Raw genomic sequence first — 26,024 nt, forward strand, 5'->3', positions numbered from 1 at the left:
TCCTCTTTGTTTAAGTGCGGTCTAAAAACACGAAAATTAATTTATGCTAGCAGATGAGTCCGAAGCGAGTGCCAGCAAATTAGCAAATGTGACTTGTTCATTGAATAACTCACCAGCAATATCACCACGGTTAAACACCAGTGCGCGATTACAAAGATGTGCAATTTCTTCAAAATCGTTTGAGATCACAATAATGGCGACCCCTTTTTTCAATGCTTGATTTAATAAGTCGTAGATTTCTGCTCGCGCACCAACGTCTACCCCCGCAGTTGGATCTTCTAAAATCAACACAGGTGTATTAAGATGCATCCAACGAGCAAGTACAATTTTTTGCTGGTTCCCTCCTGAGAGAGCACTCACATCAATAAATAAGTTTTTCGGTCGAATATCAAAGAGCTGGAATTTGTACCAACTTTCCGCCCATTCTTCTTTACGTGCATAGTTTTTTAACGGTGAATGACCGCTTAGCACAGGATTAATAAACAGATTTTCTGTGGTTGTCATGGACATGACTAAACTTTCTCGGATACGGTCGCCAGCAACAAGCGCAATACCTTTATGAATCGCATCACGTGGCGAATCCGCATGATATATACTACCGTTTAAACTGATATGCCCACTTTCTAACTCGCGTAATCCGAATAATAAACGTCCAATTTCCTCTTGTCCTGCACCACGTAATCCCGCTAATGCAATCATTTCTCCTTGATGTAAACTAAAAGAAACAGGACCAGTGTCACCAACGACAACGTCGTTAAGTTGTAATACTTCAGGTGTGTTTTTTGGTAATGGTTCGCGTTGCTTTCCTCTTGTTTCTTCACCTACAATGGCTTTTACTAAGGCTTTTACGTCATAATCTTTAGTCGGACCTTCTGCTACAGGATAGCCATCGCGCATAACTAAAATGCGATCAGAAAGCGTAATTACTTCATCTAAACGATGAGTAACATAAATCATACCAACTCCCTGTGCACGTAGGCGATTAAGCACCACGAATAAGTGTTCAACGTCGCTTGCTGGTAGGGAAGCTGTCGGCTCATCTAGGACTAAAATTTCAGCATTGACAGCAATTGCACGAGCAATAGCTAATAACGCTTTTTCTGTACGACTTAAGTCAAAAACGCGGGTTTGTGCAGAGAGGTGGATGCCGACAAAATCCAGTGCATCTTGTGCTTGTTGATTGATTTTTTTCCAATCAATCAAACCAAAACGGCGTGGAAATCCCATTACAAATGCCATATTTTCAGCAATCGTCATCCATTCAATCAGGCCTAAATCTTGATGAATAAAAGCAATAGGTTGCTTGTTTGTATTTGTAAGTGATTGTGCCGATTGAATTTCTTGTTGATGAAAATAAATTTCGCCTTCATCACGAGGATAAATACCTGCAAGGATTTTAATTAAAGTCGATTTACCTGCGCCGTTCTCACCAAGTAATGCGACAATTTCGCCTCGATGAATATTAAGACTGACATCATTTACTGCTGTGTGGCTACCAAATCGTTTGACGATATGTTGTAGCTGAAGGATTGGAGACTGTTCACTGGTCACCATAGGCTCCTCCTATTGAATGAGGAATAAGTAAAAGTGCGGTCGATTTGACAAAAATATTTGTCTTCGACCGCTGAATAGGCTTATTTCGCTAAGGCATCAATTTGCTTGACTAAATCATCACCATTTTTCTCAATGAATGCTTTGCGTACTTCGCTTTCAATTGCTGCCTTAAATGGTTTAGTATCGACACTATCAATGACTTCAATACCTGCTTTTTGCATTTTTTCAATAATGCCTTTTTCATTTTCAAGGTTAAGCTGGCGTTGATAAACCCCCGCTTCTTGTGCAGCTTCGACTAATGCCGTTTGTAGTGCTGGAGATAGAGCATCAAACTTAGCTTTGTTCATGACAACAATCAATGGAGTATAACCATGGTTAGTTAAGCTTAAGTATTTCTGTACTTCGTATAGTTTAGCTGACCAAACGATACCAACAGGGTGTTCTTGTGCATCTACTGCACGTGTTTCAAGTGCGGTATAAAGCTCAGATAATGGCATTGGAACTGGGTTAGCTCCTAAGATTGAAAACGCTTGGATATACATCGGATTTTGGTTAGTACGCACTTTTAATCCTTTAATATCATCAGGCGTTTTTACTGGATGTTTTGAGTTAGTAAAAGAACGGAAACCCACTTCCCAGAAAGCGAGACCTTTTAATCCTTGGGCTTCTAATTCTTTTAATAAACCTTGACCAATTTCACCATCTAATACGGCATAAGCATGCTCGCGGTTTTGGAAAATAAACGGAATATCAATCACATTTAATTTTGGTACCAGCCCAGAAAAGTTTGGTGAGCCTGACATTTCTAAATCGATTGTACCACCACGCACAGCGCTGATCATAGTTTGTGCGTTACCTAACGTACTATCTGGGAAAAGGGTGAGTTTAATTTCTCCTTTGGTTTTTTCTTTTAGAAGATCATTAAATTTCTTCGCAGCTTCATGTTGCGTATCACTACGAGGGGCTTCATAACCGAAACGTAATGTCGTTGCTGCACTTGCACTACCCGCGAATACAGCTATACTAGCCATTAACACTGCAAGTGTTTTAAGATTGAATAGTTTCATAATGTTCTCCTATAAAGAGTTAAGGTTGTAACCAGTTAAGTGGCGTTAAAATTAAAGCTGGGAAGAAAATAAAGGCAAAGAGTAATACAATCATCATCAGCAAATAAGGGAGTATGCCTTTTGCTGCTTGATCAAATGGCAACTTAGAAACGCCTGTAATGACATTAAGGACATTACCTACTGGTGGCGTAATTAAACCAATCGAAGTATTTAGAATAAAGAGTACACCGAAATAGACAGGATCAATCCCTGCTTCTTCAACTAATGGCATTAATACTGGTGTCAGAATTAATACAGTAGGTGTGAGATCCATCACCATACCAATCACAAAAACAGAGAGCATGATGACGATGAGTAGTAAAGTTGGTGTGTCAATTAATGGCTCTAATAATTCTGTCATCATATGTGGTAATTCAGCAATTGTAATTAACCAGCCTGTAACTTGCGCGGCAGCAACGAGAAACATAACGACCGCAGTTGTTTTTGCTGCTGCGAGAACAACTTGGTAAAGTTGTTTGATTTTCAGTTCTTTATACACAAATAGTGAGACAATTAAGGCATAAAATGCAGCGACGGCACCTGCTTCTGTTGGGGTAAAAATACCAGAGCGGAAGCCACCAATAATGATCACTGGTAACATTAATGCCCAAATACTGTTTTTAAAGGAAATACACAGTTCTTCTTTGCTTGCTTTAGAAAAAGTCATTAAGTTAAGGCGTTTTGCTTGCCACCACCATAAAACAGCTAAACAAATTCCCATTAAGATGCCTGGCGCAATTCCTGCTAAGAAAAGTTTTGTAATAGAAACACCACTGGCGACACCAAAGATAATAAATGGAATAGAAGGGGGAATAATTGGTGCAATAATACCAGCGGTACCAATTAAACCAGCAGAACGGTCTAATGGATAACCTGTTGTTTTCATCATCGGTAGTAACATCGCTGCAACCGCAGCGGTATCTGCAACAGCTGATCCTGACAAGCTTGCCATAATCATTGCAGCGAGAATGGCAACAAAACCTAGTCCACCACGTTTATGTCCGACTAATTTCATCGGTAGATCAATAATCCGTTTTGATAAGCCCCCTTCATTCATAATTTCACCAGCTAAGATGAAAAATGGGATTGCCATTAAAGAGAAGCTATCTGCACCACTCACGATTTGTTGTGCCAAAATTTGTGCATCAAATAAGTCCAAGTGCAACATTAATGCCACACCACACAATAATAGAGCAAAGGCGACGGGAATACCTAATAAAATGGCGCCTAATAAAGCAGAAAGAAAGATAATAACAGTCATTTGCTTTCTCCTTTTATAAGACGGCTAGCATTAGAAAAAAGACGAATGAGAAGTAATATGGCAATCGCTAAACCTGCAATAAAGCTCGCTAAATAAGTGATACCTGTTGGGATACCAGAGATGGGGGCCATATTAGTTAGGTTTAACTTAAATTGTACCCAGCTTCCTGTGATTAAAAGATAGCAGCAAAATAGCATTAAGCTATCGGTCAATAAATGCAGGAGGTTTTGTTTATGCTCAGATAAGCGAGCAGTAAACATCGTGACATTGACATGGCGATTTTCGCTAAAAGCTAAGATGGCACCAAGAAAAGCTAACCAAACAAAGAGGTAACGTGAAACTTCTTCTGTAATGTTGATACTACTATTGAAGCCATAGCGTAGTACAACATTCAGAAAAACTAAGCAGGACATCGTCGTTAAAATAATAACGACGAATGCTTCCAATAGTTTAGTTACGGCTGAGCTGAGCGATTTCATCATGCCACCTCTAATTCATTTACCGCAATTTTTACGACAACTTTACGGATTTTAGTTGATTGTTGATCAAGACAAGCTGGTCGATGGATATCTTGAGGAAAAAAGACAGCAAAGTTACCAGGACGCATAATAAGTTCCACTTCATTTTCAACGTCTTGGTAGAACAGAATATCGCGTTCATTATCATAATCTTGAGCAATAGAATATTGACCCAAATCAGGCGTGACACCAATTCGTTCAGTCCCACTATGTAAGTATTGCACATCAATATAGCGACGGTGAACTTCAGGTCGGATAGTCGTTTTTTCCTGTGTATCAAGATCTAATACTTGAGCATAAATACGATCACCTACAATAGGATAACGTCCCACTTCTAATGCATCAAAATCTGTATTAGCAAGATAATCCAGTGCGATATTGATCGCTACTGGATAATGCTTTTTATCAATTTGCGAAAGATGACCGAAGAACATAGTATTTCCTTATAGGGATTTAATTTTTTCCCAAACAGAATCATCAACAGGAATACCATTGGCTTTATTTTCCGCACGAATTGCCGTAAATTCATGACCTGGTAGGCGGATTGCTACATCAGGATCAGCACGCTCAGCGGTTTTTACATAGTCCATGATTTTATTGAGTTTCTCGTCTTTCGTTTTGCCATCAATTAAACGATCCACTTCAATAGCAATGAAGATTTGTGAAACACAATATTCATCATCTTTTTCTTCAGTGACTTCAGCGACGGATAACCCGTTAGAAAGTAGGGTGGCGATCATATCTAAGACGATAGATAAACCTGACCCTTTCCAAAATCCCATTGGCAGTAAACGGCGATTTTTCTCAACCGTGCCAGGATCACGAGTTAAATTACCTTCATCATCAAAGCCTGCATCAACAAATGTTTGGCGACCTGCTAAGCGATGCACTTCTAACATGCCATAAGAATACATAGAACAAGACATATCGACCATTGTGATAGGGCTCGTCGGTACAGCAATAATCAATGGGTTAGTGCCAATACGGCATTCTTTAGCGCCCCAAGGAGGCATGACTGCAATTGAGTTTGTCCAACAGATCCCGATATACCCTTTTTCAGCGGCTTGCCAACCATAGCCACCGCCTCGCATCCAGTGGTTTGCATTTTTCAGTGCAACAACACCAATACCAAATTGATCCGCAATTTCCATTGCGCGATCCATCATTTTTTTTGCAGTGAGATTACCGATAGCTTGGTGTGCATCCCATTGTTCAATTGCACCTAAAGAAAGAACTTTTGTCGGAGTCGCCTCTGGCACAATATCGCCTTTTTCGAGTTGAGAAATAAAACGAGGAAATCGGTTTACGCCATGAGAGTACACTCCTGACTCAGTTGTATCTGCAAACATTGTTGCACATTCTTCAGCGATATCTTCACGGACGTTTCTTGCGAGTAATACACGTTTAAATTCTTGCTTGAGTGTTTCGTAACTGACTTTCATCTTGCCCTCACTATATTAATTTTCATTTCATATATTGAAACGACGTTTTAAAAATTATAAGCTGAATAAAATTTGTACGCAAATAAAATGTGTAAATAAAAAGTCTTGTAAATCATATGGATATAAGTTTTTTTATTTTTTGTGATCAAGATCTCATTTTTATTTTGCTGATATCTCATTAGAATAACGCCACATAAAACAGGCTATTTAGGAATAAAGAAGATGAAAGAAGAGGATAAAAATAAACGAGCCAGCAGTAATCAAAGCCTAATTAAAGGCTTATTACTGATTGATATTTTGAGTAATTTCCCTAATGGCTGTCCATTAGCCAAGCTTTCTGAACTATCAAATCTAAATAAAAGTACGACACATCGTATGCTACAAACACTACAAGCCTGTGGTTATGTTAAACCTGCAAATACAGTTGGTGCATATCGTTTAACAATGAAATGTTTGATGATTGGGCAAAAAACGCTGAGTTCTCTCAATATTTTAAATATTACCGCCCCTTATTTAGAACAGCTTAATTTAGATACAGGCGAAACAGTTAATTTATCTATGCGTGATCATCATCATGCAGTGATGATTTATAAGCTTGAACCAACAACAGGTATGATGCGTACTCGCTCCTATATCGGTCAGCGTTTAGAACTCTATTGTTCAGCCATGGGGAAAATTTTTATGGCATATGAAAAAGGGCATACTTTAGATGATTATTGGGAGAAAAATGAAACGAATATTACACAATTAACGACCAATACAATTGTGACATCAAGTGCAATGGAGATTGAGTTAAATAAGATTCGAGAGCTGGGATATGCAATGGATAATGAAGAAAATGAAACAGGTGTAACTTGTTTAGCTTGCCCAATATTTGATATCAACGGCAACGTAGTTTACTCTGTCTCAATTTCTCTATCCACCGCACGTTTAAATCAGATTGGCAAAGAAGTATTGTTAACGCATCTTAAACAAACAACTCACGCTATTTCAAAAGAGCTGGGGGCATAGGGTCGTTATCAATTAAAAAAGACCTTTAACTCTTTGCAAGTTAAAGGTCTTGTTATTTTAAACTTATTGTAGTTCTGGTTTAATGCCCTTTATGGCTGGTGCTATAAAGGATTTTATCCGTATATGCCATTGCTACCGCAGAAACGAGAAACCCTAAATGGAGGAATAGTTGCCACATCATTGTTTTTTCATCCATATTTGCTGCATTGACAAACGTCTGCAGTAAGTGAATAGATGAAATACTGATGATAGACATGGATAATTTTACCTTCAGTACTGAGGCATTCACATGACTTAACCATTCTGGTTCATCAGGGTGGTCTTTGGTGCGTAATTTTGAAACGAAAATTTCATAGCCCCCTACAATCACCATCACCAATAAATTTGCGATCATCACTACGTCAATCAAGTTAAGGACCGCTAACATGATCATATTAGCATCCATGCTTTGTAAATTCGTCATCAACTCCCATAATGATTTCATAAATTTATATGCATAGAGTCCTTGTACAACGATTAATCCTAAATAAATAGGCAGTTGTAACCAACGGCTAGCGAAGATAATTTGGCTAATGATGTTAGGCGCATGACTTTGACGGGGTCTAGCGTATTGTTGTTTGCTTTGTTGTGCTGATTGATGTTCAGGTTGTTGTTCCATATTGAATTCGTTTCAGTGAATGATAATAAGCTGTGAAAATTACCTGTTTTTATTGGAAAATTCAATTGATTTTTATGCTATCAGTAACAACCCAGATTCTTCAGCGATGTACTGATAGCTTATGTAACAATCAAATTTGTTTTAAGTCACATTGTTTAGTTTCATTAATTTGTGTGGTTGCAATAAAGGAAATCAAGGCATTTGCTGCCAGATAAATCCCTACGCCGATTAAACCAAAGTGAGCATTGATTTTTATCGCAACAATAGTAGCAACACTTGCGCCTAAAATACCTGCTAGATTGTAAGCAATGGATGCACCAGAATAGCGTACTTCTGTTGGGAATAATTCGGGCAATAAGACTGCCATTGGACCAAAAGACATCCCCATAATTATGAAACCAATGGTTAAGAAAGCAAACATATTCGTTGGTGTGGCTTCACTTAAAAAAAGTGGTAGCGCTAGTCCAAAAATAAGTGTAGCAATGCTGACATATTGCATTAAACGGCGGCGCCCAATTTTATCCGCATAAATACCAGAGAATGCAATCGATATACCGAAAATCACAGAGGTGATCAATAAAAAAGCAGTAAAAGTACTCGCTTGCATCCCTAAGCCCATTGGGTGACCTGCTGATGAAAGTGTTGTTGGGCTTTTGGCATAGATTTGAGCAAATGCAGCCAAAATATAAAATAAGACATAGCCTGCAGTCGCTAAAAAGACACTCGTAATAAAGGGCTTGAGGTGTTGAGTAAAGACAGCTTTGATTGGGAAAGTATGGGTTTTACCTTGTTTTTCTGCTTCAAAAAAGACCGCACTTTCGTGGATTTTGGTACGCACATACCAACCGATAACCACTAATATGGCAGAGGCAATAAATGGAATACGCCACGCCCATTCTATTAACGCTTCTTGACCGAATACTTTGCCTACGGTGAAAAACGCACCATTTGCTAATAATAAACCGACTGGGGCACCAAGTTGTGGAAAAATACCATACCATGCACGCTTTTCTGGGGGGGCATTTTCAATCGCTACTAATGCTGCCCCGCCCCATTCACCACCTAAACCAATACCCTGACCAATACGACAAAGACAAAGGAGCACTGTTGCCCAAATACCAATTTGTGCATAATTAGGCAATAACCCAATAGTGACTGTTGCGATGCCCATCAGTAATAATGAGGCGATGAGCGATTTTTTACGCCCGATTTTGTCACCAAAATGCCCAAATAGCATCGCACCAAAAGGACGTGCGAAGAATGCGAGGGCTAAAGTAGACAAAGATGCAAGTTCGTTACTGACAGGATCGGCACTATGGAAAAATTGATGGTTAAAAACCAATACCGCTGCCATCGCGTAAATATAATTATCAAAATACTCAATTGCCGTGCCAACTATTGTCGCGATAGCAACTTGACGAGGATTATTACGCATTCCCGAGTAGCTCCTGAACAGCTTTTTTGATGTTAGTTGATTGTGCGATAGCGGAAATGACAGCTACGCCATTAGCACCACGTTGACGTAGCTCTCCTGCGCTTTGGGCAGTGACTCCACCAATTGCCACAATGGGCTTATCGATCCCATTTTGGCGAATCGTGGACACAAACTCGACCCCTACAACAGGTTTTGGATCTTCTTTTGATTGGGTTAGGAAAATGGGACCCGTGCCGAAATAATCAATAAGCGGGTTAGCTTGTGCGGCAAGCCCTTGCTCAAGGGTATTGACGGAGGTACCAATAAAACATTTGCTATGACAAAGTGCGGCAACATCGGCGACTGCCATATCTGTTTGCCCAACGTGAATACCGTCAGCCCCAATCTCAATCGCCAGTTGCACGTCATCATTCACCACAAAAGGCACATTATATTGATGACAAAGATCGCGACATTTCATCGCCAATTCTTTCACTTTCGTGGGATCTTGTAAGGACTTTTTGCCTTTTTCGCGGAATTGATAACAGGTGATCCCCGCTTTTAATGCCTGTTCTAAAATCCTCAATAGATTTTCAGCAGGATCCCCCCCTGTATTCGGGCAGTCTTGTGTGCCCGCGATAAAATACAGTCGCATTGCTTGTTCGATTTTGTTCATATACATCCTTTCAAAACGTTGTGTTTTTTGACCGCACTTTTGTGCAAATTCAATTTATTTTTCCACTTTGGAATAGGCCCAATGGTTTGTCGGCCCGTGTCCGTGACCAATGTTTAATGGATCACTAATCGCTGCGGTAATAAACGCCTTTGCGGTTTTTACTGCATCAACAATAGAATTACCTTTCGCTAATTCAGCCGCTAGACAAGCTGAGAAGGTACAGCCTGTACCGTGAGTATGTTTTGTCGGGAAACGTGGGCTGTCTAAGAAAAAGGTTTCGGTTGGGGTGAAAATCCAGTCACGACAAACGGTGCTTTGTGAATCTTCAGTGTGACCGCCTTTAATCACGATATTTTTTGCGCCCATTTGCTGTAATAAGGTTGCTGCCTCAAATGCAGTCTTATCGTCCACGATTTTGATGCCTGTCAACGCTTCTGCTTCAGGTAAGTTTGGTGTAATCACTTCTGCCATTGGCACTAAATGCTGTTTCAGCGCCTTCACTGCATTTTGTTGTAATAACGGTGCTCCACCTTTTGCAATCATTACGGGGTCTAATACCATTTTGCCAAACTGGTATTTTTTCAGTGCATTCGCTACACATTCGATAATTTCCGCTGTGCCTAACATTCCGATTTTAAATGCCGAAATGTGGAAATCGTCCGCAATAGCTTTCAGCTGCGCTTCAATTGTTGTTAATGGAATCGGGTGAATGTCAAACACGCCCAGCGTGTTTTGTGCGGTAATGGCGGTAATCGCTGATGTGCCAAACACACCACGCATTTGGAAGGTTTTTAAGTCCGCTTGGATACCCGCACCGCCACCGCTATCAGAGCCCGCGATGGTTAAGGCTTGTGCAATGTTACTCATAAGATACTCTCGCTAATTGTGAAATTTGTTCTGGGGAAATACTGGCTAATTGATCTAATAAGCCCACATAAAATTGTCCGTGTTGTGTATCGCTTAATTGTTTAGCGGCCAACTCGCCAGCTAAGGCATAAGTCGTACAACCTTCAACCATGGCATCAAAATATTCTTCAGGTTTCGCTACTGCTAAAAACGCACCACAAACTGCACTTAATAAGCAACCTGATGCCGTAATCTTCGGGAATAGTGGTGTGCCGTTGTGAATTTGTACATGGCGTTTGCCATCACTTAAATAGTCCGTTTCACCGCTGATCATCACTACACAGTGATATTTTTCAGCCACAACACGCACGATTTCTGCAACGTTCGCATTGCCGTTGCCTGCATCCACACCTTTTGCTTGCCAGTCTACATCTGCAATTGTGGCTAACTCGCCTGCATTGCCACGAATTGCGGCACATTTCACTTCTTTTAATAACGTAGCGACAGTTTGTTTACGGAAACGGGTTGCTCCCACTCCCACGGGATCCAACACTACTGGAATACCCACTTGGTTTGCTGTTTTACCCGCTAACACCATTGCAGCGACTTCTTTCCCCATTAATGTGCCGATATTAATCACCAATGCATTGCTAATACGTGGCACTTCCTCCATTTCTTCAATCGCAGCAGACATTAACGGCGAAGCCCCAATAGCAAGCAATCCATTGGCAGAGAAGTTCGCTGCTACTACATTGGTGATGTTGTGGATGAGAGGGTTTTGAGATTTGATTTTTTGTAGGTATTTTGGTTTTAGCATATTGGTTGTACTTCTATTTTGTGATGTTTTAGTTTTATCAGTTTAGTTCTATCGGGTTTCGCACGATGTGCGACCTACTTTTTCTTTGCTTGTGCAAAGCAAAAGTAGGCAAAAAGAAAACACACCCGACTAAGTTGCTTTTCCTCATTTCAAAGCCATTTTCTTAACGGAAAATAAGTTGTCTTCACTTCGCTACGCAACCTTATTTTCCTAAAAATGCCTTTTCCATTCGGGCAACTTACACGGGGCCTCGTTTTATCGAGTTTTTAATTAAAAGTGCGATGACTTTTAACCGAATTTAAATTGTTCTTTAAAATCAGATTTATTTTCTTTTATTCCCTTATTTTTCGCCGTAGCGGTTGCGTTTACTTTTGAGAACAACTTTCCTTGTTTGAGCTTGCGAAGCAAGTGAGTTTGGAAAGTTAGTTCCAAAAGTTAGCAATAAGCGAAGGGAAAAGAAAAATCAGGGGCGCCTTTCTTTGCTTACTTTCTTTGGCGAAGCAAAGAAAGTAAGAAGCTATTTCACTTCTACCGCATAATCACTCAACGGTTTAACCACTTTCGTTAAGCCATTTTCTTTCAAAAATTCCGCCATTCTTTCATAACGGTGACCATCTAATGCTCTTGGTCGTAAGGCCAAACGAGGTAGAGTATCTTTCCACGCTAAACGGTTGAGGTCGTTATCTAATTCTTTTGGTTTGTACGCTACGAATGATTTCCACGCATCGTCAGGGTGGTTCATGGTGTAAATGGTAGCTTGCTCAAGTGCGGTTAAAAATTTGCTAATTTTTTCTTTTGGCATTGATGTTTTGTTTGCCACTAAAATTAACTCATCATATACTGGCACCCCGTTTTCCTCCGGATAGAACGCACGACCTGGTTGTTTTTCTAATTGCATTTGGTTTAATTCAAAGTTACGGAAACCGCCGACCACTGCGTCCACTTGACCGCTAATTACAGACGGTGAAAGTGACCAGTTGACGTTCACCATTTCCACATCTTTGCTAGTCAAACCTGCGGACTTCAACATGGCTTTTAACAATGAGTCTTCAAAGCCACTCACTGAATAACCAATTTTTTTGCCTTTTAAATCGGCTAGGGTTTTGATGTCACTTTTTTCTAACACAATCAACGTATTTAATGGAGTTGCTACTAACGTACCAACACGAGTGAGCGGTAAATCTTCTGCTACTTGGATTTGTAACTGTGGTTGGTAATCCACTGCTAAATCCGCTTTACCTGCAGCCACTAATTTTGGCGGTAGAGAAGGATCGGCTGGCTCAACAATTTCAACCTCTAAGCCATGTTGTTCAAAATAACCTTTTTGTTGTGCCACGATAATGGCTGCGTGATCAGGGTTCACAAACCAATCAAGTAATAAAGTTAATTTTTCTTTGGCAGATACAGAAAGGCTCACGCCCATTGCGAGCGCAACTGTAAGCGTATTTTTCACGATGTTTTGCATGTATTTGTCTCCTTTTTTCTTGTTAGCTTAAATCTAATCCCATTTGCCAAAATGCAGATTCCATACGGGTTGCGGTATTAAAAATCTGTTGTAATTTAGCAAGTTGTGTATCGGTTAAACTCGAACATAACGCATCTAATGCTGTAATTGCATTTTGTGCAGCAGTTTGAAATTCATCTCCTGAATAGGTATCAATCCATGCCTGATAAGGGTTGTTTTCGGGGCTTACACCACTTTCTACAATCTGTTTAGCAATCACTGCATAACCAATAGCGCAAGGGGCGATAGCGGTATAAAGCTCAGCTAAGCCACCCGTCATTCCAGCGTCTAACACATAGCGTGTATAAGCCACGCAAGCGGCAGATTCTTCAGTGCTAAATAACGTTTTTTCATCAATTCCCCAGTTTTCACAGAATTGAATATGTAATTGAATTTCGTGCAACAATGCACCAATTGCGTCGTGAGCCGTTTTCATTTGGGCAAAATTTTCGGCTTTATAAATACCCAATGAGAGCGCACGGTTGTATTGAAACAGGAATAAATAATCTTGCTTTAGATAATGCTGGAAACAGGCTTTCGGCAAAGTGCCATTTGCCAGTTGTTGAACAAAGGTGTGATGCACATACTCTTGCCAATATTGCCCTGCATTGTTGATAAGTTGTTGTGTTGTTGACATCGTTGTATTCCTTTTTGATTTTGTTTATTCCTTTTCTTTGTTTCGCCAAAGAAAAGGAACCTAATTCACTAATGATGAAAGTGCGGTTGTTTTTTCAAAAATTGTTAAGCTATTCTTTTGACTGATTATTTTAAAAACCTCACCCAAGGTAGCCATTTGTTCAGTAAATAATCCACGCTGAAATACAAACATAAGCTGATAAGCATTAAAACGAATAATGCCGAGAACATTAAATCCACTTGCATTCGTGCGTTAGCGTGGAGCATTAAATAACCAAGTCCCTGTGATGAACCGACCCACTCGCCAACAATCGCCCCGATAGGTGCTACGGATACTGCAATGCGTAAGCCTGATGCAAAAGAGGGCAATGCGGCGGGTAATCTCACTTTAAATAACATCGAAAGCGGTGAGATTTGCATGGTTTTTGCCAGCTCTAACCATTGGTTTGGCGTGTTGCGTAAGCCGTCATAACACGCAGCGGTAACAGGGAAATAAATAATCAGCACCGTCATTACGATTTTGGAAGCTAACCCATAGCCAAACCACAGCACCAATAACGGCGCGATCGCAAAAACAGGAATGGCTTGCGAAATGACTAATAATGGCAATAAAAATGCGGATAAATGGCGCGATAAACTCAAAAGTAGGGCGGAAATCAGCCCTAATGTGACGCCTAAAAATAGCCCTAGCCCGATTTCTAATAAGGTCACTTGTGCGTGTTCCCACAATAAATCATAGCGGCTAGCAAGTTGGTTGAAGACTTCGGTTGGTGGTGGCAACATATAGCGTGGAACATCAAAAAAACTGACCGCACTTTGCCATAATCCAAGCAATAATAATGAAAGTAGCGTGACGTTAAGGAGCGTTTTGATTTGCATTATTCCGCCCCTTTCATTAACTGAGCAAGTAAATGCTGCTGCAATTGCCACAAATCATCTTGTACTAATTCACGAGGAGCCGTGCCAGTGGGGGCGATTTTCTCTGAAAGCGTCGCGGGATAATTTTGTAACACATAGATTTCATCACTTAATCGAATCGCCTCTTGTGGATCATGGGTGATCAATAAAACGGTCTTGTGTTTTAGCAACTCACAAGCGAGATTTTGCAATTGCAAACGGGTGACGGCGTCCAATGCCGAAAAAGGTTCATCCATTAAAACAATTTCTGCATCTTGCATTAATGTACGGGCAAGGGCGACACGCTGTCTTTGTCCACCAGATAAATGATAACAAGCCTTGTGTTGGTGCATATCCATTTTGACCGCAGCTAACAACTGCTGTGCTTTGGTTTGTGTTTCTAACGTTTTTGAATGGGTTAGATGTTGAGCTAATTGAACGTTATCAATGACAGACAACCAAGGATATAACGCATCTTGTTGTGCCATATAGCTGATTTTTTCATTATGTGGGAAACAAATCTCTCCTTGCGTTTTCGCCTCATTCTCAAGCCCTGCAATAGCGCGCAACAAGGTGGATTTTCCCACACCAGAAGCACCCAAAATACTCGTCCACTTTCCTTTAGGTAAAGCAAAATCAAACTCTAAGAACAAAGGTTCTTGGTTATAGGTCAATGTGAGTGAACGAATTTCAACTGCATTCATTGTATTAACAATAAATTAATTAGCGTTGAAATAGGAATAAGCGAGATAAGGAAGTTGAAAAAATCAAAGAAAATGAAAGTGTTCGCATAATTAGTTTCCTACGTCAGTATTAGCTGTATCAGGTTCACGGGTATCATCTCAGCTTTACGTTTTACCAACGTAAGGCACCCCGACTAAAGTGCGATAAGACTACCTTACTCTACTAAAAAGAGAAGATATTTGTTAAAGAAATGTGATCTTTGTCACGTTATTAATTTATATTGTAGTTATTTCTTGTCTATTTTTTCTTCAATTTTAACCACTTGTAAGCGTTCTACTTCTACATCATTGTGTAGCAGTTCGACGTTTGGCATGACTTTGTTGGCTTTGGCGGAGAGGTCTTTGAAACGTTCAACTTTGCCGACTAAGCCTTGTTGACCAACTAGAGCCGTCACGGTGTTGTTATAGTGCGAACTTACAGTGGAAAGTGTGTTACCGAGCTTGCTAAGACGTTCCGCAACGACGCAAATTTGATTGTAAATTTCTCCAGCACGAGCACTGATTTCTTTTGCTTCTGCATTGCCACGTTCGATACGCCATAAGTTTGCCACTGTGCGTAAAATTGGCATTAAAGTGGTGTGCGACACTAGAATCACATTTTTCTCATAGCCATAATTAAATAGGCTCGGATCCATTTTCATGGCTTCGATATAGGCAGGCTCAACTGCAATAAACATCAGTACAAAATTCGGGCTACGCATTCCAATCAAGTTGCTGTAATCTTTGCGCGACAGATCATCTATGTGATTTTTAATCGCTTTGATATGTTCACGTAGTTTGCTCTGACGTAGTATTTCGTCATCAGAATTGACCGCACTTTCATAGGCTACCAACGACATTTTGCTGTCGATAATCAAATGTTTGTTATCTGGTAAATTCAAGATGAAATCAGGGTAATTATGTTTGCCTTCGCTGTCTTTAAAATGCGCTTGTGCTTCGTAATGTTCGCCTTCAATCAAGCCCGCTAATTGTAACGCACGTTCTAATTGCACCTCACCCCAGTTACCTAAGGTTTTCTTTTCACCTTTTAGCGCAGACGCCAGATTATCCGCTTGTTGAGACATATTTAAGCCAATATCCAACACTTTTTTGATTTCCGCTTCTAAACCCGCATTGCCTTTTACTGACTCAGAATGAATTTCATTCACGCGTTTTTGAAAACCCTCAATTTGCTCACGAAATGGCTTGAGCAAACTGTCCAATGCGGTTTGATTGCTTTGGCTAAAGCTACGGCTTTTTTCTTCTAAAATACGGTTGGCGAGATTTTGAAATTCTGTGCTTAGTTGTTGCTTACTTTGCTCAATATTTTGTTGTTGCTCGGCAAAGTTTTTTTCTTTTTCCGCTAGTGTGGTTTTTAGCTCGGTAAATTCTTGTGAAAGTGCGGTCAATTTTTCCACTAATTCACGATTCTCTTGCTCTTTGCGATAGAAATTGCTTTGGCTATGTTCAAGTTGTTTTTCTAAACTTTCCGCTTGCGCAGAAGCAATACCAAAGCGTTCTTTAAGTGCGGTGATTTTTTCTGAAATTTCATTATGACGTGCTTGTTCTTCATCAAGTTCTTTTTGCAAATAACCTAACTTTTCATCACGTTCAATCAAACGTACTTGCAACCCTTCCGCATTAGTTTGATATTTCACCACTGCTTGTTCGAGCTGGCTTTTGGCGAGTTGAGAGGCTTCAAATTTGCTTAATAATTGATTGAAATCTTCGATGGTTTTATTGAGATCTTGTTGCAATTCTTGGCTGTCACGTTTACGACGCGCGCTGATAAACAATAAAATGACACAACAAAAAGTCAGTGCACCAATAATTAGTAGGGATTGTGATGCGGTCAGTTCAAATAGCATAAAGTCTTTCCATAAGTTTAACAAAGGATTAAAGTATAAAGGAAAGTGGCGGATTTATCCTAACAGGTTATAATCTTTTTTATTTATCAGGTTGGCTTATGTCTCATTCCCAATTTTACCTTGCCTCAAGTAGCCCACGTCGTGCACAGATTTTGCAAAATCTCGGCTTTAAATTTGACGTGTTTTGCTGCGATATTGATGAAACGCCGCTACCGAATGAAAAGGGCGCGGATTATGTATTGCGTATGGCGATTGAGAAAAATCACGCTGCGCGCCAAACGTGGCAACAGGAAAAACTTGCGAAAAATGCACCACACTTGCCCTTTCTTTCTGCGGATACCTCAGTGATTTTAGATGATAACATTTTAGGCAAGCCACAAAATGAAATTGAGGCAGCACAGATGTTGCGTGCGTTGTCAGGCAGAGCACATCAAGTGATTACGGCGATTTGTGTTGCGAATGATCAGCAAATGAAAACAGCAGTGCAAATCAGCAAAGTTCACTTCAAACCCTTAACGGAGAAAGAAATTCAAAGCTATATTGCAACAGGCGAACCGATGGATAAAGCAGGTGCTTATGGGATTCAGCAATTAGGCGGTGCGTTTATTGAGCATATTGAGGGCAGTTTTACGGGTGTAATGGGGTTGCCTGTGTTTGAAAGCGTGGCATTATTGAAGACGTTTGGGGTAGAATTGTTTTAATTTAACTGAGGAATACCAATGAGCGAACGCCTTTTTCAACATACAAAACAAGAAGAACATTGCCCTGTTTGCAACGCTTTATTGCAAGTCAAACAAGGTAAAAAAGGCTTGTTTTTAGGTTGTAGCGCGTACCCTGCTTGTGATTATTTAAGACCTTTACAATCACATTCTGAAAGCAAAATTCTGAAAGTGTTAGAACAGCAATGTCCAGAATGTCAGCATCCGTTGGTATTAAAACAAGGACATTTTGGTATGTTTATTGGCTGCAGCAATTACCCAGAATGTCATTTTGTAGTCCATGATGCCCCAGAAGAGCAAGCGCAAGAAACTGTTCCTTGTCCTGAATGCCAAAAAGGTGAATTGGTGGCACGTCGTGGTCGTCAAGGCAAAGTGTTTTATGGTTGTAATCGCTATCCTCAATGCAAATTTACGTTACCTAGTAAGCCGTATTTAGTGGCTTGTCCTGCGTGTGAAAGCCCAGTTTGTACATTGAAAAAAGAAACGGAAACTCACCGCACTTTTCAATGTGTGAACAAAAGCTGTCGCCATATTTTTGACTCGGAAATTTAATTTTAATGAATATTGAACAAATCGTTGCACAACTTAAACAAAATGACGTTGTGGCTTATCCCACAGAAGCTGTATTTGGTTTAGGTTGTAACCCAAATAGCGAAAGTGCGGTGCAAAAATTATTAGTGCTGAAACAACGCCCAATTGAGAAAGGGCTAATTTTGGTTGCGCCTCATTTAGACTTTTTATTGCCCTTTATTGAGACCGCAAATTTTGATGAGCAACACTGGCAACGCTTGCAGACACAATATGATCGCCCAATCACTTGGGTCGTGCCCGCAAAAAGTAGTACGCCAAAATTTTTAACTGGGCAATTTGAAAATATTGCTGTGCGGTTATGTCAGCACGATGGGGTGAAGCAACTCTGTGAGCAAGCGGGTTTTGCGTTAACCTCAACCAGCGCTAATCTCACCACTTTGCCACCTTGCCGTAGCGCACAAGAAGTGCGAGCGCAATTTGGTGAGGATTTTCCTGTGTTAGATTTACCCGTTGGCAGTGCGACGAATCCGTCTGAAATCCGCGATCTTTTTACTCATCAACTCTTTAGGCAAGGTTAAACTATGGATACATATGCGGTGTGGGGCAACCCAATTGCACAAAGCAAGTCACCACAAATTCACAAAATTTTTGCTGAGCAAACTCAACAGCAAATGAAATATGTGGCAATGCTCGGCGATGAACAAGATTTTGAACAGCAGTTGCGTGTCTTTTTTGATAAAGGAGCGCAAGGCTGCAATATCACTGCCCCCTTTAAGGAGCGAGCTTTTCAGTTAGCAGATATTCACAGCGAACGTTGTTTGACAGCTGAAGCTTGTAACACTTTGAAAAAGTTAGATGATGGACGTTTATATGCTGATAATACGGATGGTGCGGGCTTAGTCAGCGATTTACAACGTTTAGGTTGGCTCAAACCTGAGCAAACACTTCTGATTTTAGGCGCAGGTGGGGCAACAAAAGGTGTGTTATTGCCCTTATTACAAGCTAAACAACATATTGTGTTAGCGAACCGCACACTAAGTAAGGCCGAAGATTTAGCACAAAAATTTGCCCAATATGGCAAGATTGAGGCTGTTGAATTGGTCGATATTCCAGTGCAAAAATTTGATTTAATCATTAATGCGACGTCCTCTGGCTTACACGGGCAGACCGTCAACGTCAATCCAGAAATTTTGCAAAAAGCCACCGCACTTTACGATATGCAATACGCCAAGGATATCGACACGCCATTTATTGCACTTTGTAAGCGCTTAGGTAAGCAAAATATCAGCGATGGTTTTGGTATGCTTGTTGCGCAAGCTGCACACTCTTTTGAATTGTGGCGAGGAGTGATGCCAGAGTTTGCAGTGTTACTCAATGAGAAGCTCGTCTGAAACAAAGATAAAAAATACTGCATTTAATGTGCAGTATTTTTTTATCTAAATCGTTCAGTTTATAAACCTGGTGCTTTCCATAGTGAAGTTGTTAATCCACTATCGACCAGTTGTAATTGTTTAGCATAAACATCTGCCCATTTTGCCTTATGAGCTTTATAGAGTTCATGATTGTCTAAATTTGGCTGATGTTGCCGCTCAAATTTGACTAATTTTTTCCCTGCCTCACTTAATGATGGGTAAATACCCACGCCAACACCAGCCGCAATCGCACAACCGAGTGCGGTTGCTTCTTTTACCACTGGAATATTGACTACAAGCCCTGTTACATCAGATAGGATTTGGCTCCACAGTTTACCTTTGGCACCGCCACCAGCAAAAACAATCGATGTAAGTTTAACGCCAGAGAATTTTTCTACTTGATCAAGATTGCATGAAGAAACGATTGCGGCATTTTCTTCTAAGGCGCGGAAGAGGACAGGCTTATTACATTTTTCAGGATCAATAGATAAGTTGATAAAAGAGGGAGCAGCGTGGTACCAAGATTTAAAATGCATTGCATCTGAGAAAATTGGAATTACGCCATTAGCACCCGCGGGCACGCGTTCTGCCATTTGTTCTAATAAAGTATAAGCATCTGTACCTAGGCGTTCAGCTAACAATTTTTCTTCTGCACAAAAGGCATCTCTAAACCAGCGCATAGTTAAGCCAGTAAAAAAGCTGATTGATTCTGCCTGTACTAATGGGGCAATGACATGTGGGTTGATACGTACATTCATTTCAGGATCAGTTACTGCTTTTGGTAAATTGACCACTTGTTGCCAGAATGTACCACCAATCACTGCGGCTTGTGAAGGTTCTGTGATCCCTAAGCCAATACAACCTAGTTGTACATCGCCACCGCCTACTACAACAGGTGTACCTGCTTTTAACCCCGTTTGCTGGGCGACAAGTGCGGTCACTTTTCCTAAAATTTCACCTGTTTCTTTTACTGGTGTGAGGATATCTGAATTTAACCCAGCCATATCTAGGAGTTCAGGTGACCATTGACGTGTTTTTAAATTCAGCATACCAGTTGTGCCTGCATTAGACGGTTCAACAGCCAATTCACCACTTAGCATGAAGCCAAGCCAATCGCTGATCATTGTCATTGCTTTAGTTTGGCGGTAAATATCACTGCGGTGATGGGCTAACCAAAGTAAGCGAGGGACGGCACTTAAGGCAAGTGTTTGACCTGAAATGGTATAAAGTTGTTGTTCAAACGTATAGTTATACAGCGTTTTTAATTCATTAACTTCTTCTGTTGCACGTGCATCGACATTACCACAAGCCCAAATTGGCTCTTTATTTTCGTTATATAACACTATGCCTTCACGCATTGAGCAAGTAGAAATAGCAGCAATGTGTTCTGCTGGAATTTGCGATTTTTGTAATGCTTGTTGGATGCAATCACAAGCTAATTGCCAGTTGTTGTTTAAATCAAATTCCATCGACCCAGGGATGTTTGGATCAGAAAGGTGAGTCCATTCGCGTTGGGCAGCAACGATTTGATTTCCTTCGAGATCAAAAATCACTGCTCGTACACTACCCGTGCCCGCATCAAGTGCCATAAGATATTGATTGCTCATTGTATTCTCCTTTAAGTGAAGGAAGGAAAATGAGCTCTAACCGCATTAGACTAACGCCGCTAATATCATCCGAGCCGTTTTTTCTTCCGTTACTAATGAATTAATATGTTGTCCATAAAGTGCGCTTAAGATGGCTTCTACTTTATCTTCTCCACCTGCAATACCAATAACATGAGGAATTTTTTTCAAATTATCGAGAGAAACACTGATCAGTTCTTCATGTAGCGGCATATCAGGTTGGAGAGATCCGTCTTTTTGCATGAAATAACCGAGAATGTCACCAACGGCACCTTGTTCGCGAATTAAATGTTGCTTTTCTTCAGTAATGTAGCCTGTGCGTAATAAGGTGGCTTGTCCCTTTTGTCGAGTCGCGCCAATACCAACAATAGCAGCATCTGCATTGCAAGCCGCAAGCATAATGTCCCTGACACAAGCTTCACGTTTAAACAATTTTGCAGCCTCAATTGAGGAGGCACGCAATGGAGCTGGAATAATACTGACAGAACAAGAACCATCAAGCTGTCCAATCCCCTTCATATAAGCACCCACTCCACCAGATAAAGTAATGAGTTTGATATTATTATGCGTAATAAACTCATTACTGTGCTTGATGGTTTGCATAATGGTTTCACCAAAACCAATTGCTAGTAGCTGATTAGGTTTGAGCATTGACATCAACATCTGTGCTGCACCGACACCTAATCGCTGATTAATTTCATTTTTTTCTAATGCGGGCAAAATACGAATATGCTTGAGTTGAAAGCGTTCTTTCAGCGCCTCTTCTAACTCAAGACAACCTGTAAAACGAGAGTTAATTTGTACTTTTATAATGCCTTGTTGGCGTCCTTTTTCTAACAAACGTGATACTTTTAAACGTGGCAACCCTAATTTTTCACCAATTTCACCTTGTGTTAAGTTATCGTGATAATAGAACCAAGCAATACGCGCTAATAATTCTTCTTCTGTCATGACTTGGGTAACATCACTGTTATGATCAAATTTATTCTCATTCATAGTCGTTCTCTAAATTGTCTAAGGCATTATTCATTTGTTTAATTTTATTATCAACTGTTCATTTTAGTTTTTTGTTTAATTGTGAAGAAGATCACTTTTTTCTAATAAATGAACTATTTTGTTTATTTTAACACAAGTTTTAATCTATTTTTGTGATCTTGATCGCGGAAATATTGTGAATGAAAGATTAATATAATTAACAAATGATAAATTAAAAAATCATTTGTTCAATTTTGAGGAAGAGATTAACTATGCAATCTGACAATTTAGAGCACACATGTTTATTAGATGCGCGCAATATCAGTAAATCTTTCTCTGGGGTTGAAGTACTGAAAGCAATTGATTTCTCATTGTATGCAGGCGAAGTCCATGCCCTTTTAGGCGGAAATGGTGCAGGTAAATCCACATTGATGAAAATCATTGCGGGTATTCAGCCTCAGGATAGTGGTGAATTGATTATTAAAGGCAAACATCAAACAGGTCTATCACCCAATAAAGCACATCAACTGGGCATTTATCTTGTCCCTCAAGAGCCGTTGTTATTTCCAAATTTGACAGTAAAAGAAAATATTTTATTTGGTTTAACACAGGGGATTGAAAATGAACAAAAACTTACTGCACTTTTAAGTGAGCTCAATTCCCATTTAAAACTGGATATGCAAGCAGGATTACTTGAGGTTGCTGATCAACAGATTGTTGAGATTATGCGTGGCTTGATGCGTAATGCAGATATTTTAATTTTAGACGAACCTACCGCCTCTCTTACACCTGCAGAAACAGATAATTTTTTCAAAAAAATTCACTCTTTACAGACAAAAGGAGTGGGGATTGTTTTTATTTCGCATAAGTTACCCGAAGTTTGGCAAATTTCACAGCGTATCAGTGTGATGCGTGATGGTTATATTGCGTTAGCAGGTAAAACAGAAAATCTTAATCGTGATGAAGTGATTAGTGCTATTACACCCAAAGCCAAATCAACACAATTATCTGATTCACAGAAATTATGGTTAGAGCTACCAGGTCATAATCGAGTGAAATCGACAGAAAAACCGATTTTAACGCTAAAAAATTTGACAGGTGAAGGCTTTAAAGACGTTTCTTTGCAAATTTACCCTGGTGAGATTTTAGGTTTGGCGGGTGTGGTTGGTGCTGGTCGTACTGAACTTGCCGAAACAATTTATGGGTTACGCCAAAAAAAATGTGGTGAGATTTTATTTGATGATCAAGAAATTAGCCAAATGAGTATTAAAGAGCGCTTGCAGCAGGGGATTGTCTATTTACCCGAAGATCGACAAGCATCTGGCTTATATTTAGATGCTCCTTTGACATGGAATGCCTGTGGATTGACCTATAACAATATGGGCTTTTGGATTAATAGTGCAAAAGAAAGTGCGATTTTAGAACGCTATCATCGTGCAATTGGTATTAAATTTAGTGATGAGCAACAAGCTGCCCGAACGCTATCGGGAGGTAATCAACAAAAAGTATTGATTGCAAAATGTTTAGAAGCGAATCCAGCATTACTCATTGTAGATGAACCAACTCGTGGTGTAGATGTTGGTGCTCGGGCAGATATTTATCAGCTAATTCAGAGTGTTGCAAAACAAAATGTTGCAGTGCTGTTTATTTCTTCTGATTTAGAAGAAATCGAGAAAATGTCTCAGCGTGTGTTAGTGATGCATGATGGGCATGTAAGCGATTCACTAGTGGGTGAGGCAATTAATACAAATAACATTATGAATATGGCATTTGGCGGCACAAGCGTATAAGGAGAGCAATACATGTGGAAATTTATACAAGATAACCGTGAACTGACGATTGTATTTGCGATTGCTCTGCTTTTTTTGTTATTAGGATTTGGTGGAAATGGCTTTCATATACAAACATTAGCCATGATTTTTAACTCTGCACAAATTGTTATTTTATTAGCCATTGGTGCAACTTTCGTGATTTTAACCCGAAATATTGATGTATCAGTAGGATCAACAATGGGACTGTGTGCTGTCATTGCAGGCAGTTTATTAAACGCAGGTTTTGGTGCAAGTGCTTTTATCATTACATTATGTTGTGGTTTTTTGGCAGGGTGCTTCAATGGTGTACTTGTCACATTATTACGTATCCCAGCCATTGTTGCGACCTTAGGTACATTAGGTTTATACAAAGGCATTATGTTGCTGATTACTGGGGGGAAATGGATCGAGGGGTTACCGCAAGATCTTAAAACGCTTTCATCACCAGCATTTTTAGGTATTTCACCGATTGGTTGGCTTCTATTGGGGTTGATTGGGTTGACTTATTTTTTCTTAACTAAAATCAAACAAGGGCGTGATTTTTATGCCGTCGGAGATAACTTGCAAGGTGCATTACAACTGGGGGTACGCGTAGATCGTGTTCGTATCGCTGCATTTGCTATTAATGGCACGATGGCAGCATTAGCGGGTATTGTATTTGCATCACAAATTGGTTTTGTACCAAATTCAACAGGTAATGGCTTAGAAATGAAAGCAATTGCAGCTTGTGTCTTAGGTGGTATTAGCTTGCTTGGTGGCGCAGGGAATATTATTGGTGCAGTACTTGGCGCTTATTTTTTGATTCAGATTGATTCTATTTTAGTGTTATTAAAAGTCCCAGCTTATTGGAATAACTTTGTAGCAGGTTTGGTCTTACTCATCGTGTTAGTTTTTGATGGACGGATACGTGTGATGATTAGTAAAAATATCAAGCTACAACGTTATGCTCGTTTCTTAAAAGATGATGCAAATACAATGAAATAAGGAGAAAGAAGGATGCTTAATGTAAAGAAATACAGTTGGGAAATAGCCTTATTTTGTTTAGTTATCATTGAAATTTTAGGTTTTGGTCTGTTCAACCCTCGCATGTTGGATTTAAATGTCTTGCTTTACAGTACTAGCGATTTTATTTATATCGGCATGTTAGCCCTCCCTTTAACAATGATCATTGTTTCTGGTGGTATGGATATATCTTTTGGTTCGACAGTTGGGCTGTGTGCGATTTTATTGGGGGTTTTATTTAAGGCAGATGTCCCCTTGATGTTAGCGATTCCACTCACTTTTGTCGCAGGGATTGTATGTGGTGTGATTAATGCTAGTTTAATTCTGTACACCAAAGTCAATCCATTAGTGATTACTTTAGGGACGATGTATCTTTTTGGTGGTGGTGCATTGCTATTGTCGGGGTTCGCGGGTGCAACAGGTTATGAAGGTATTGGTGGTTTTCCTGAAAGTTTATTAGAGTTTGCGAATCAAACTTTGTTTGGTATTCCAACACCGATTATTTACTTTTTCATCATGACAGTCGTGTTTTGGTTATTGATGCATAGAACTACTGTTGGTCGGAGCATTTTCTTAATTGGTCAAAGTGAGCGTACTTCGCGCTATAGTGCAGTGCCTATTAACCGTACGCTTTATATTATTTATGCCGCGATTGGTATTATCGCAGCGTTTGTTGCGATTCTTTTAGTGTCTTATTTCGGCTCAGCCCGTTCTGATCTTGGCAGTTCTTTATTAATGCCTGTCTTGACGGCAGTTGTACTGGGTGGCGCCAATATTTATGGTGGCTCAGGTTCTATTATTGGCACAGCAATTGCTGCACTTCTGATTGGATATTTGCAACAAGGTCTGCAAATGGTCGGTGTTTCAAATGAAATATCCAGTGCATTATCAGGTGCGTTACTTATTATCGTTTTAATCGGGAAATCGATTAGTTTGCACTACAGTGCCATTGTGCAATGGATTCATCGAAAAACGAGAAGTGAGTCAAATCATTAATGTTCAGATCCAAAATGAAGGAG

The 26,024-nt window shown here is 40.0% G+C and carries 26 protein-coding genes and 1 riboswitch; of the genes, 8 read left to right on the top strand and 18 right to left on the bottom strand.

The window, feature by feature from the left end; translation table 11 throughout:
- Positions 1-36 precede the first annotated feature (36 nt).
- The 6 genes from K7G93_RS09185 to yiaK form a co-directional block, all read right to left on the bottom strand.
- Positions 37-1,554, bottom strand: a complete 1,518-nt coding sequence (locus K7G93_RS09185; RefSeq protein ID WP_228400365.1) for a sugar ABC transporter ATP-binding protein — start codon at positions 1,552-1,554, stop codon at positions 37-39.
- Between the two features lie 80 nt (positions 1,555-1,634).
- A complete protein-coding gene (locus K7G93_RS09190; protein ID WP_228400366.1) occupies positions 1,635-2,621 on the bottom strand; it encodes a TRAP transporter substrate-binding protein in 987 nt (328 codons plus the stop codon).
- A gap of 19 nt (positions 2,622-2,640) precedes the next feature.
- On the bottom strand, positions 2,641-3,921 hold the full coding sequence (locus K7G93_RS09195; RefSeq protein ID WP_049214787.1) for a TRAP transporter large permease subunit: 1,281 nt from the start codon (positions 3,919-3,921) through the stop codon (positions 2,641-2,643).
- Positions 3,918-4,400 (bottom strand): TRAP transporter small permease, encoded by a 483-nt coding sequence (locus tag K7G93_RS09200; protein WP_115323406.1) that lies wholly within the window; start codon positions 4,398-4,400, stop codon positions 3,918-3,920. The genes K7G93_RS09195 and K7G93_RS09200 overlap by 4 nt, the downstream gene beginning before the upstream one ends.
- Positions 4,400-4,873: a NanQ anomerase/TabA/YiaL family protein gene (locus K7G93_RS09205; protein ID WP_228400367.1), complete on the bottom strand. Its 474-nt coding sequence runs from the start codon at positions 4,871-4,873 to the stop codon at positions 4,400-4,402. Before K7G93_RS09205 ends, K7G93_RS09200 begins: the two co-directional genes overlap by 1 nt.
- Before the next feature lie 9 nt (positions 4,874-4,882).
- Positions 4,883-5,881 (bottom strand): 3-dehydro-L-gulonate 2-dehydrogenase, encoded by a 999-nt coding sequence (yiaK, locus tag K7G93_RS09210; protein WP_115323407.1) that lies wholly within the window; start codon positions 5,879-5,881, stop codon positions 4,883-4,885.
- 222 nt (positions 5,882-6,103) lie between these two features.
- Here yiaK and K7G93_RS09215 point away from each other — a divergent pair, with 222 nt between their 5' ends.
- Positions 6,104-6,892 (top strand): IclR family transcriptional regulator, encoded by a 789-nt coding sequence (locus K7G93_RS09215; protein WP_049214791.1) that lies wholly within the window; start codon positions 6,104-6,106, stop codon positions 6,890-6,892.
- A gap of 79 nt (positions 6,893-6,971) precedes the next feature.
- On the opposite strand, the gene K7G93_RS09220 is transcribed toward K7G93_RS09215, so the two are convergent.
- The 10 genes from K7G93_RS09220 to K7G93_RS09265 form a co-directional block, all read right to left on the bottom strand.
- A complete protein-coding gene (locus K7G93_RS09220; RefSeq protein WP_049214792.1) occupies positions 6,972-7,550 on the bottom strand; it encodes a TIGR00645 family protein in 579 nt (192 codons plus the stop codon).
- A gap of 130 nt (positions 7,551-7,680) precedes the next feature.
- Complete coding sequence (locus K7G93_RS09225) at positions 7,681-8,985, bottom strand: MFS transporter (protein ID WP_228400368.1); 1,305 nt, start codon at positions 8,983-8,985, stop codon at positions 7,681-7,683.
- Positions 8,978-9,640, bottom strand: a complete 663-nt coding sequence (gene thiE / locus K7G93_RS09230) for a thiamine phosphate synthase (RefSeq protein WP_228400369.1) — start codon at positions 9,638-9,640, stop codon at positions 8,978-8,980. The genes K7G93_RS09225 and thiE overlap by 8 nt, the downstream gene beginning before the upstream one ends.
- A gap of 54 nt (positions 9,641-9,694) precedes the next feature.
- The gene (gene thiD, locus K7G93_RS09235) at positions 9,695-10,507 is read right to left on the bottom strand and encodes a bifunctional hydroxymethylpyrimidine kinase/phosphomethylpyrimidine kinase (RefSeq protein WP_228400370.1); all 813 of its coding nucleotides are present in this window, start codon (positions 10,505-10,507) and stop codon (positions 9,695-9,697) included.
- Positions 10,500-11,303 carry a hydroxyethylthiazole kinase gene (thiM, locus tag K7G93_RS09240; RefSeq protein WP_226690988.1) on the bottom strand — a complete coding sequence of 268 codons (804 nt, stop codon included), beginning with the start codon at positions 11,301-11,303 and terminating at the stop codon, positions 10,500-10,502. The genes thiD and thiM overlap by 8 nt, the downstream gene beginning before the upstream one ends.
- A 517-nt stretch (positions 11,304-11,820) precedes the next feature.
- On the bottom strand, positions 11,821-12,768 hold the full coding sequence (locus K7G93_RS09245; protein WP_226690987.1) for an ABC transporter substrate-binding protein: 948 nt from the start codon (positions 12,766-12,768) through the stop codon (positions 11,821-11,823).
- Between the two features lie 22 nt (positions 12,769-12,790).
- Positions 12,791-13,444: a thiaminase II gene (tenA, locus tag K7G93_RS09250; protein WP_226690986.1), complete on the bottom strand. Its 654-nt coding sequence runs from the start codon at positions 13,442-13,444 to the stop codon at positions 12,791-12,793.
- Positions 13,445-13,569: 125 nt separating this feature from the next.
- Positions 13,570-14,322, bottom strand: a complete 753-nt coding sequence (locus K7G93_RS09255; RefSeq protein ID WP_049214799.1) for an ABC transporter permease — start codon at positions 14,320-14,322, stop codon at positions 13,570-13,572.
- Entirely contained in the window at positions 14,322-15,044 is a 723-nt protein-coding gene (locus tag K7G93_RS09260) for an ABC transporter ATP-binding protein (protein WP_049214800.1), read from the bottom strand. The genes K7G93_RS09255 and K7G93_RS09260 overlap by 1 nt, the downstream gene beginning before the upstream one ends.
- Before the next feature lie 78 nt (positions 15,045-15,122).
- Positions 15,123-15,226, bottom strand: a riboswitch (TPP riboswitch).
- An 84-nt stretch (positions 15,227-15,310) separates the two neighbouring features.
- Entirely contained in the window at positions 15,311-16,930 is a 1,620-nt protein-coding gene (locus K7G93_RS09265; protein ID WP_226690984.1) for a DNA recombination protein RmuC, read from the bottom strand.
- A gap of 98 nt (positions 16,931-17,028) precedes the next feature.
- Between K7G93_RS09265 and K7G93_RS09270 the strand changes: the two genes are divergently transcribed.
- Genes K7G93_RS09270 through aroE form a run of 4 tightly spaced genes read left to right on the top strand, consistent with a single transcriptional unit; the run spans position 17,029 to position 19,571 of the window.
- The gene (locus tag K7G93_RS09270) at positions 17,029-17,631 is read left to right on the top strand and encodes a Maf family protein (protein WP_226690983.1); all 603 of its coding nucleotides are present in this window, start codon (positions 17,029-17,031) and stop codon (positions 17,629-17,631) included.
- An 18-nt stretch (positions 17,632-17,649) separates the two neighbouring features.
- Entirely contained in the window at positions 17,650-18,201 is a 552-nt protein-coding gene (locus K7G93_RS09275; protein WP_226690982.1) for a DNA topoisomerase family protein, read from the top strand.
- A gap of 5 nt (positions 18,202-18,206) precedes the next feature.
- A complete protein-coding gene (gene tsaC / locus K7G93_RS09280) occupies positions 18,207-18,758 on the top strand; it encodes an L-threonylcarbamoyladenylate synthase type 1 TsaC (protein WP_191135214.1) in 552 nt (183 codons plus the stop codon).
- 3 nt (positions 18,759-18,761) lie between these two features.
- Positions 18,762-19,571, top strand: coding sequence for a shikimate dehydrogenase (gene aroE / locus K7G93_RS09285; RefSeq protein ID WP_226690981.1), 810 nt, complete (start codon positions 18,762-18,764; stop codon positions 19,569-19,571).
- A gap of 59 nt (positions 19,572-19,630) precedes the next feature.
- On the opposite strand, the gene lsrK is transcribed toward aroE, so the two are convergent.
- Entirely contained in the window at positions 19,631-21,199 is a 1,569-nt protein-coding gene (gene lsrK, locus K7G93_RS09290) for an autoinducer-2 kinase (RefSeq protein ID WP_160531824.1), read from the bottom strand.
- A gap of 45 nt (positions 21,200-21,244) precedes the next feature.
- Positions 21,245-22,213: a transcriptional regulator LsrR gene (gene lsrR / locus K7G93_RS09295; RefSeq protein WP_115323422.1), complete on the bottom strand. Its 969-nt coding sequence runs from the start codon at positions 22,211-22,213 to the stop codon at positions 21,245-21,247.
- 251 nt (positions 22,214-22,464) lie between these two features.
- Between lsrR and lsrA the strand changes: the two genes are divergently transcribed.
- From lsrA to lsrD, 3 genes are read left to right on the top strand one after another with little or no spacing between them, the layout of a single operon-like run.
- Positions 22,465-23,982 carry an autoinducer 2 ABC transporter ATP-binding protein LsrA gene (gene lsrA / locus K7G93_RS09300; protein ID WP_115323423.1) on the top strand — a complete coding sequence of 506 codons (1,518 nt, stop codon included), beginning with the start codon at positions 22,465-22,467 and terminating at the stop codon, positions 23,980-23,982.
- A gap of 12 nt (positions 23,983-23,994) precedes the next feature.
- Positions 23,995-24,987 carry an autoinducer 2 ABC transporter permease LsrC gene (gene lsrC / locus K7G93_RS09305; RefSeq protein ID WP_115323424.1) on the top strand — a complete coding sequence of 331 codons (993 nt, stop codon included), beginning with the start codon at positions 23,995-23,997 and terminating at the stop codon, positions 24,985-24,987.
- Between the two features lie 12 nt (positions 24,988-24,999).
- Complete coding sequence (gene lsrD / locus K7G93_RS09310) at positions 25,000-26,001, top strand: autoinducer 2 ABC transporter permease LsrD (RefSeq protein WP_160531823.1); 1,002 nt, start codon at positions 25,000-25,002, stop codon at positions 25,999-26,001.
- Positions 26,002-26,024: the final 23 nt, after the last annotated feature.

Origin of the sequence: Pasteurella canis, assembly GCF_020810675.1 — a bacterium.
Taxonomy (GTDB): Bacteria; Pseudomonadota; Gammaproteobacteria; order Enterobacterales; family Pasteurellaceae; genus Pasteurella; species Pasteurella canis.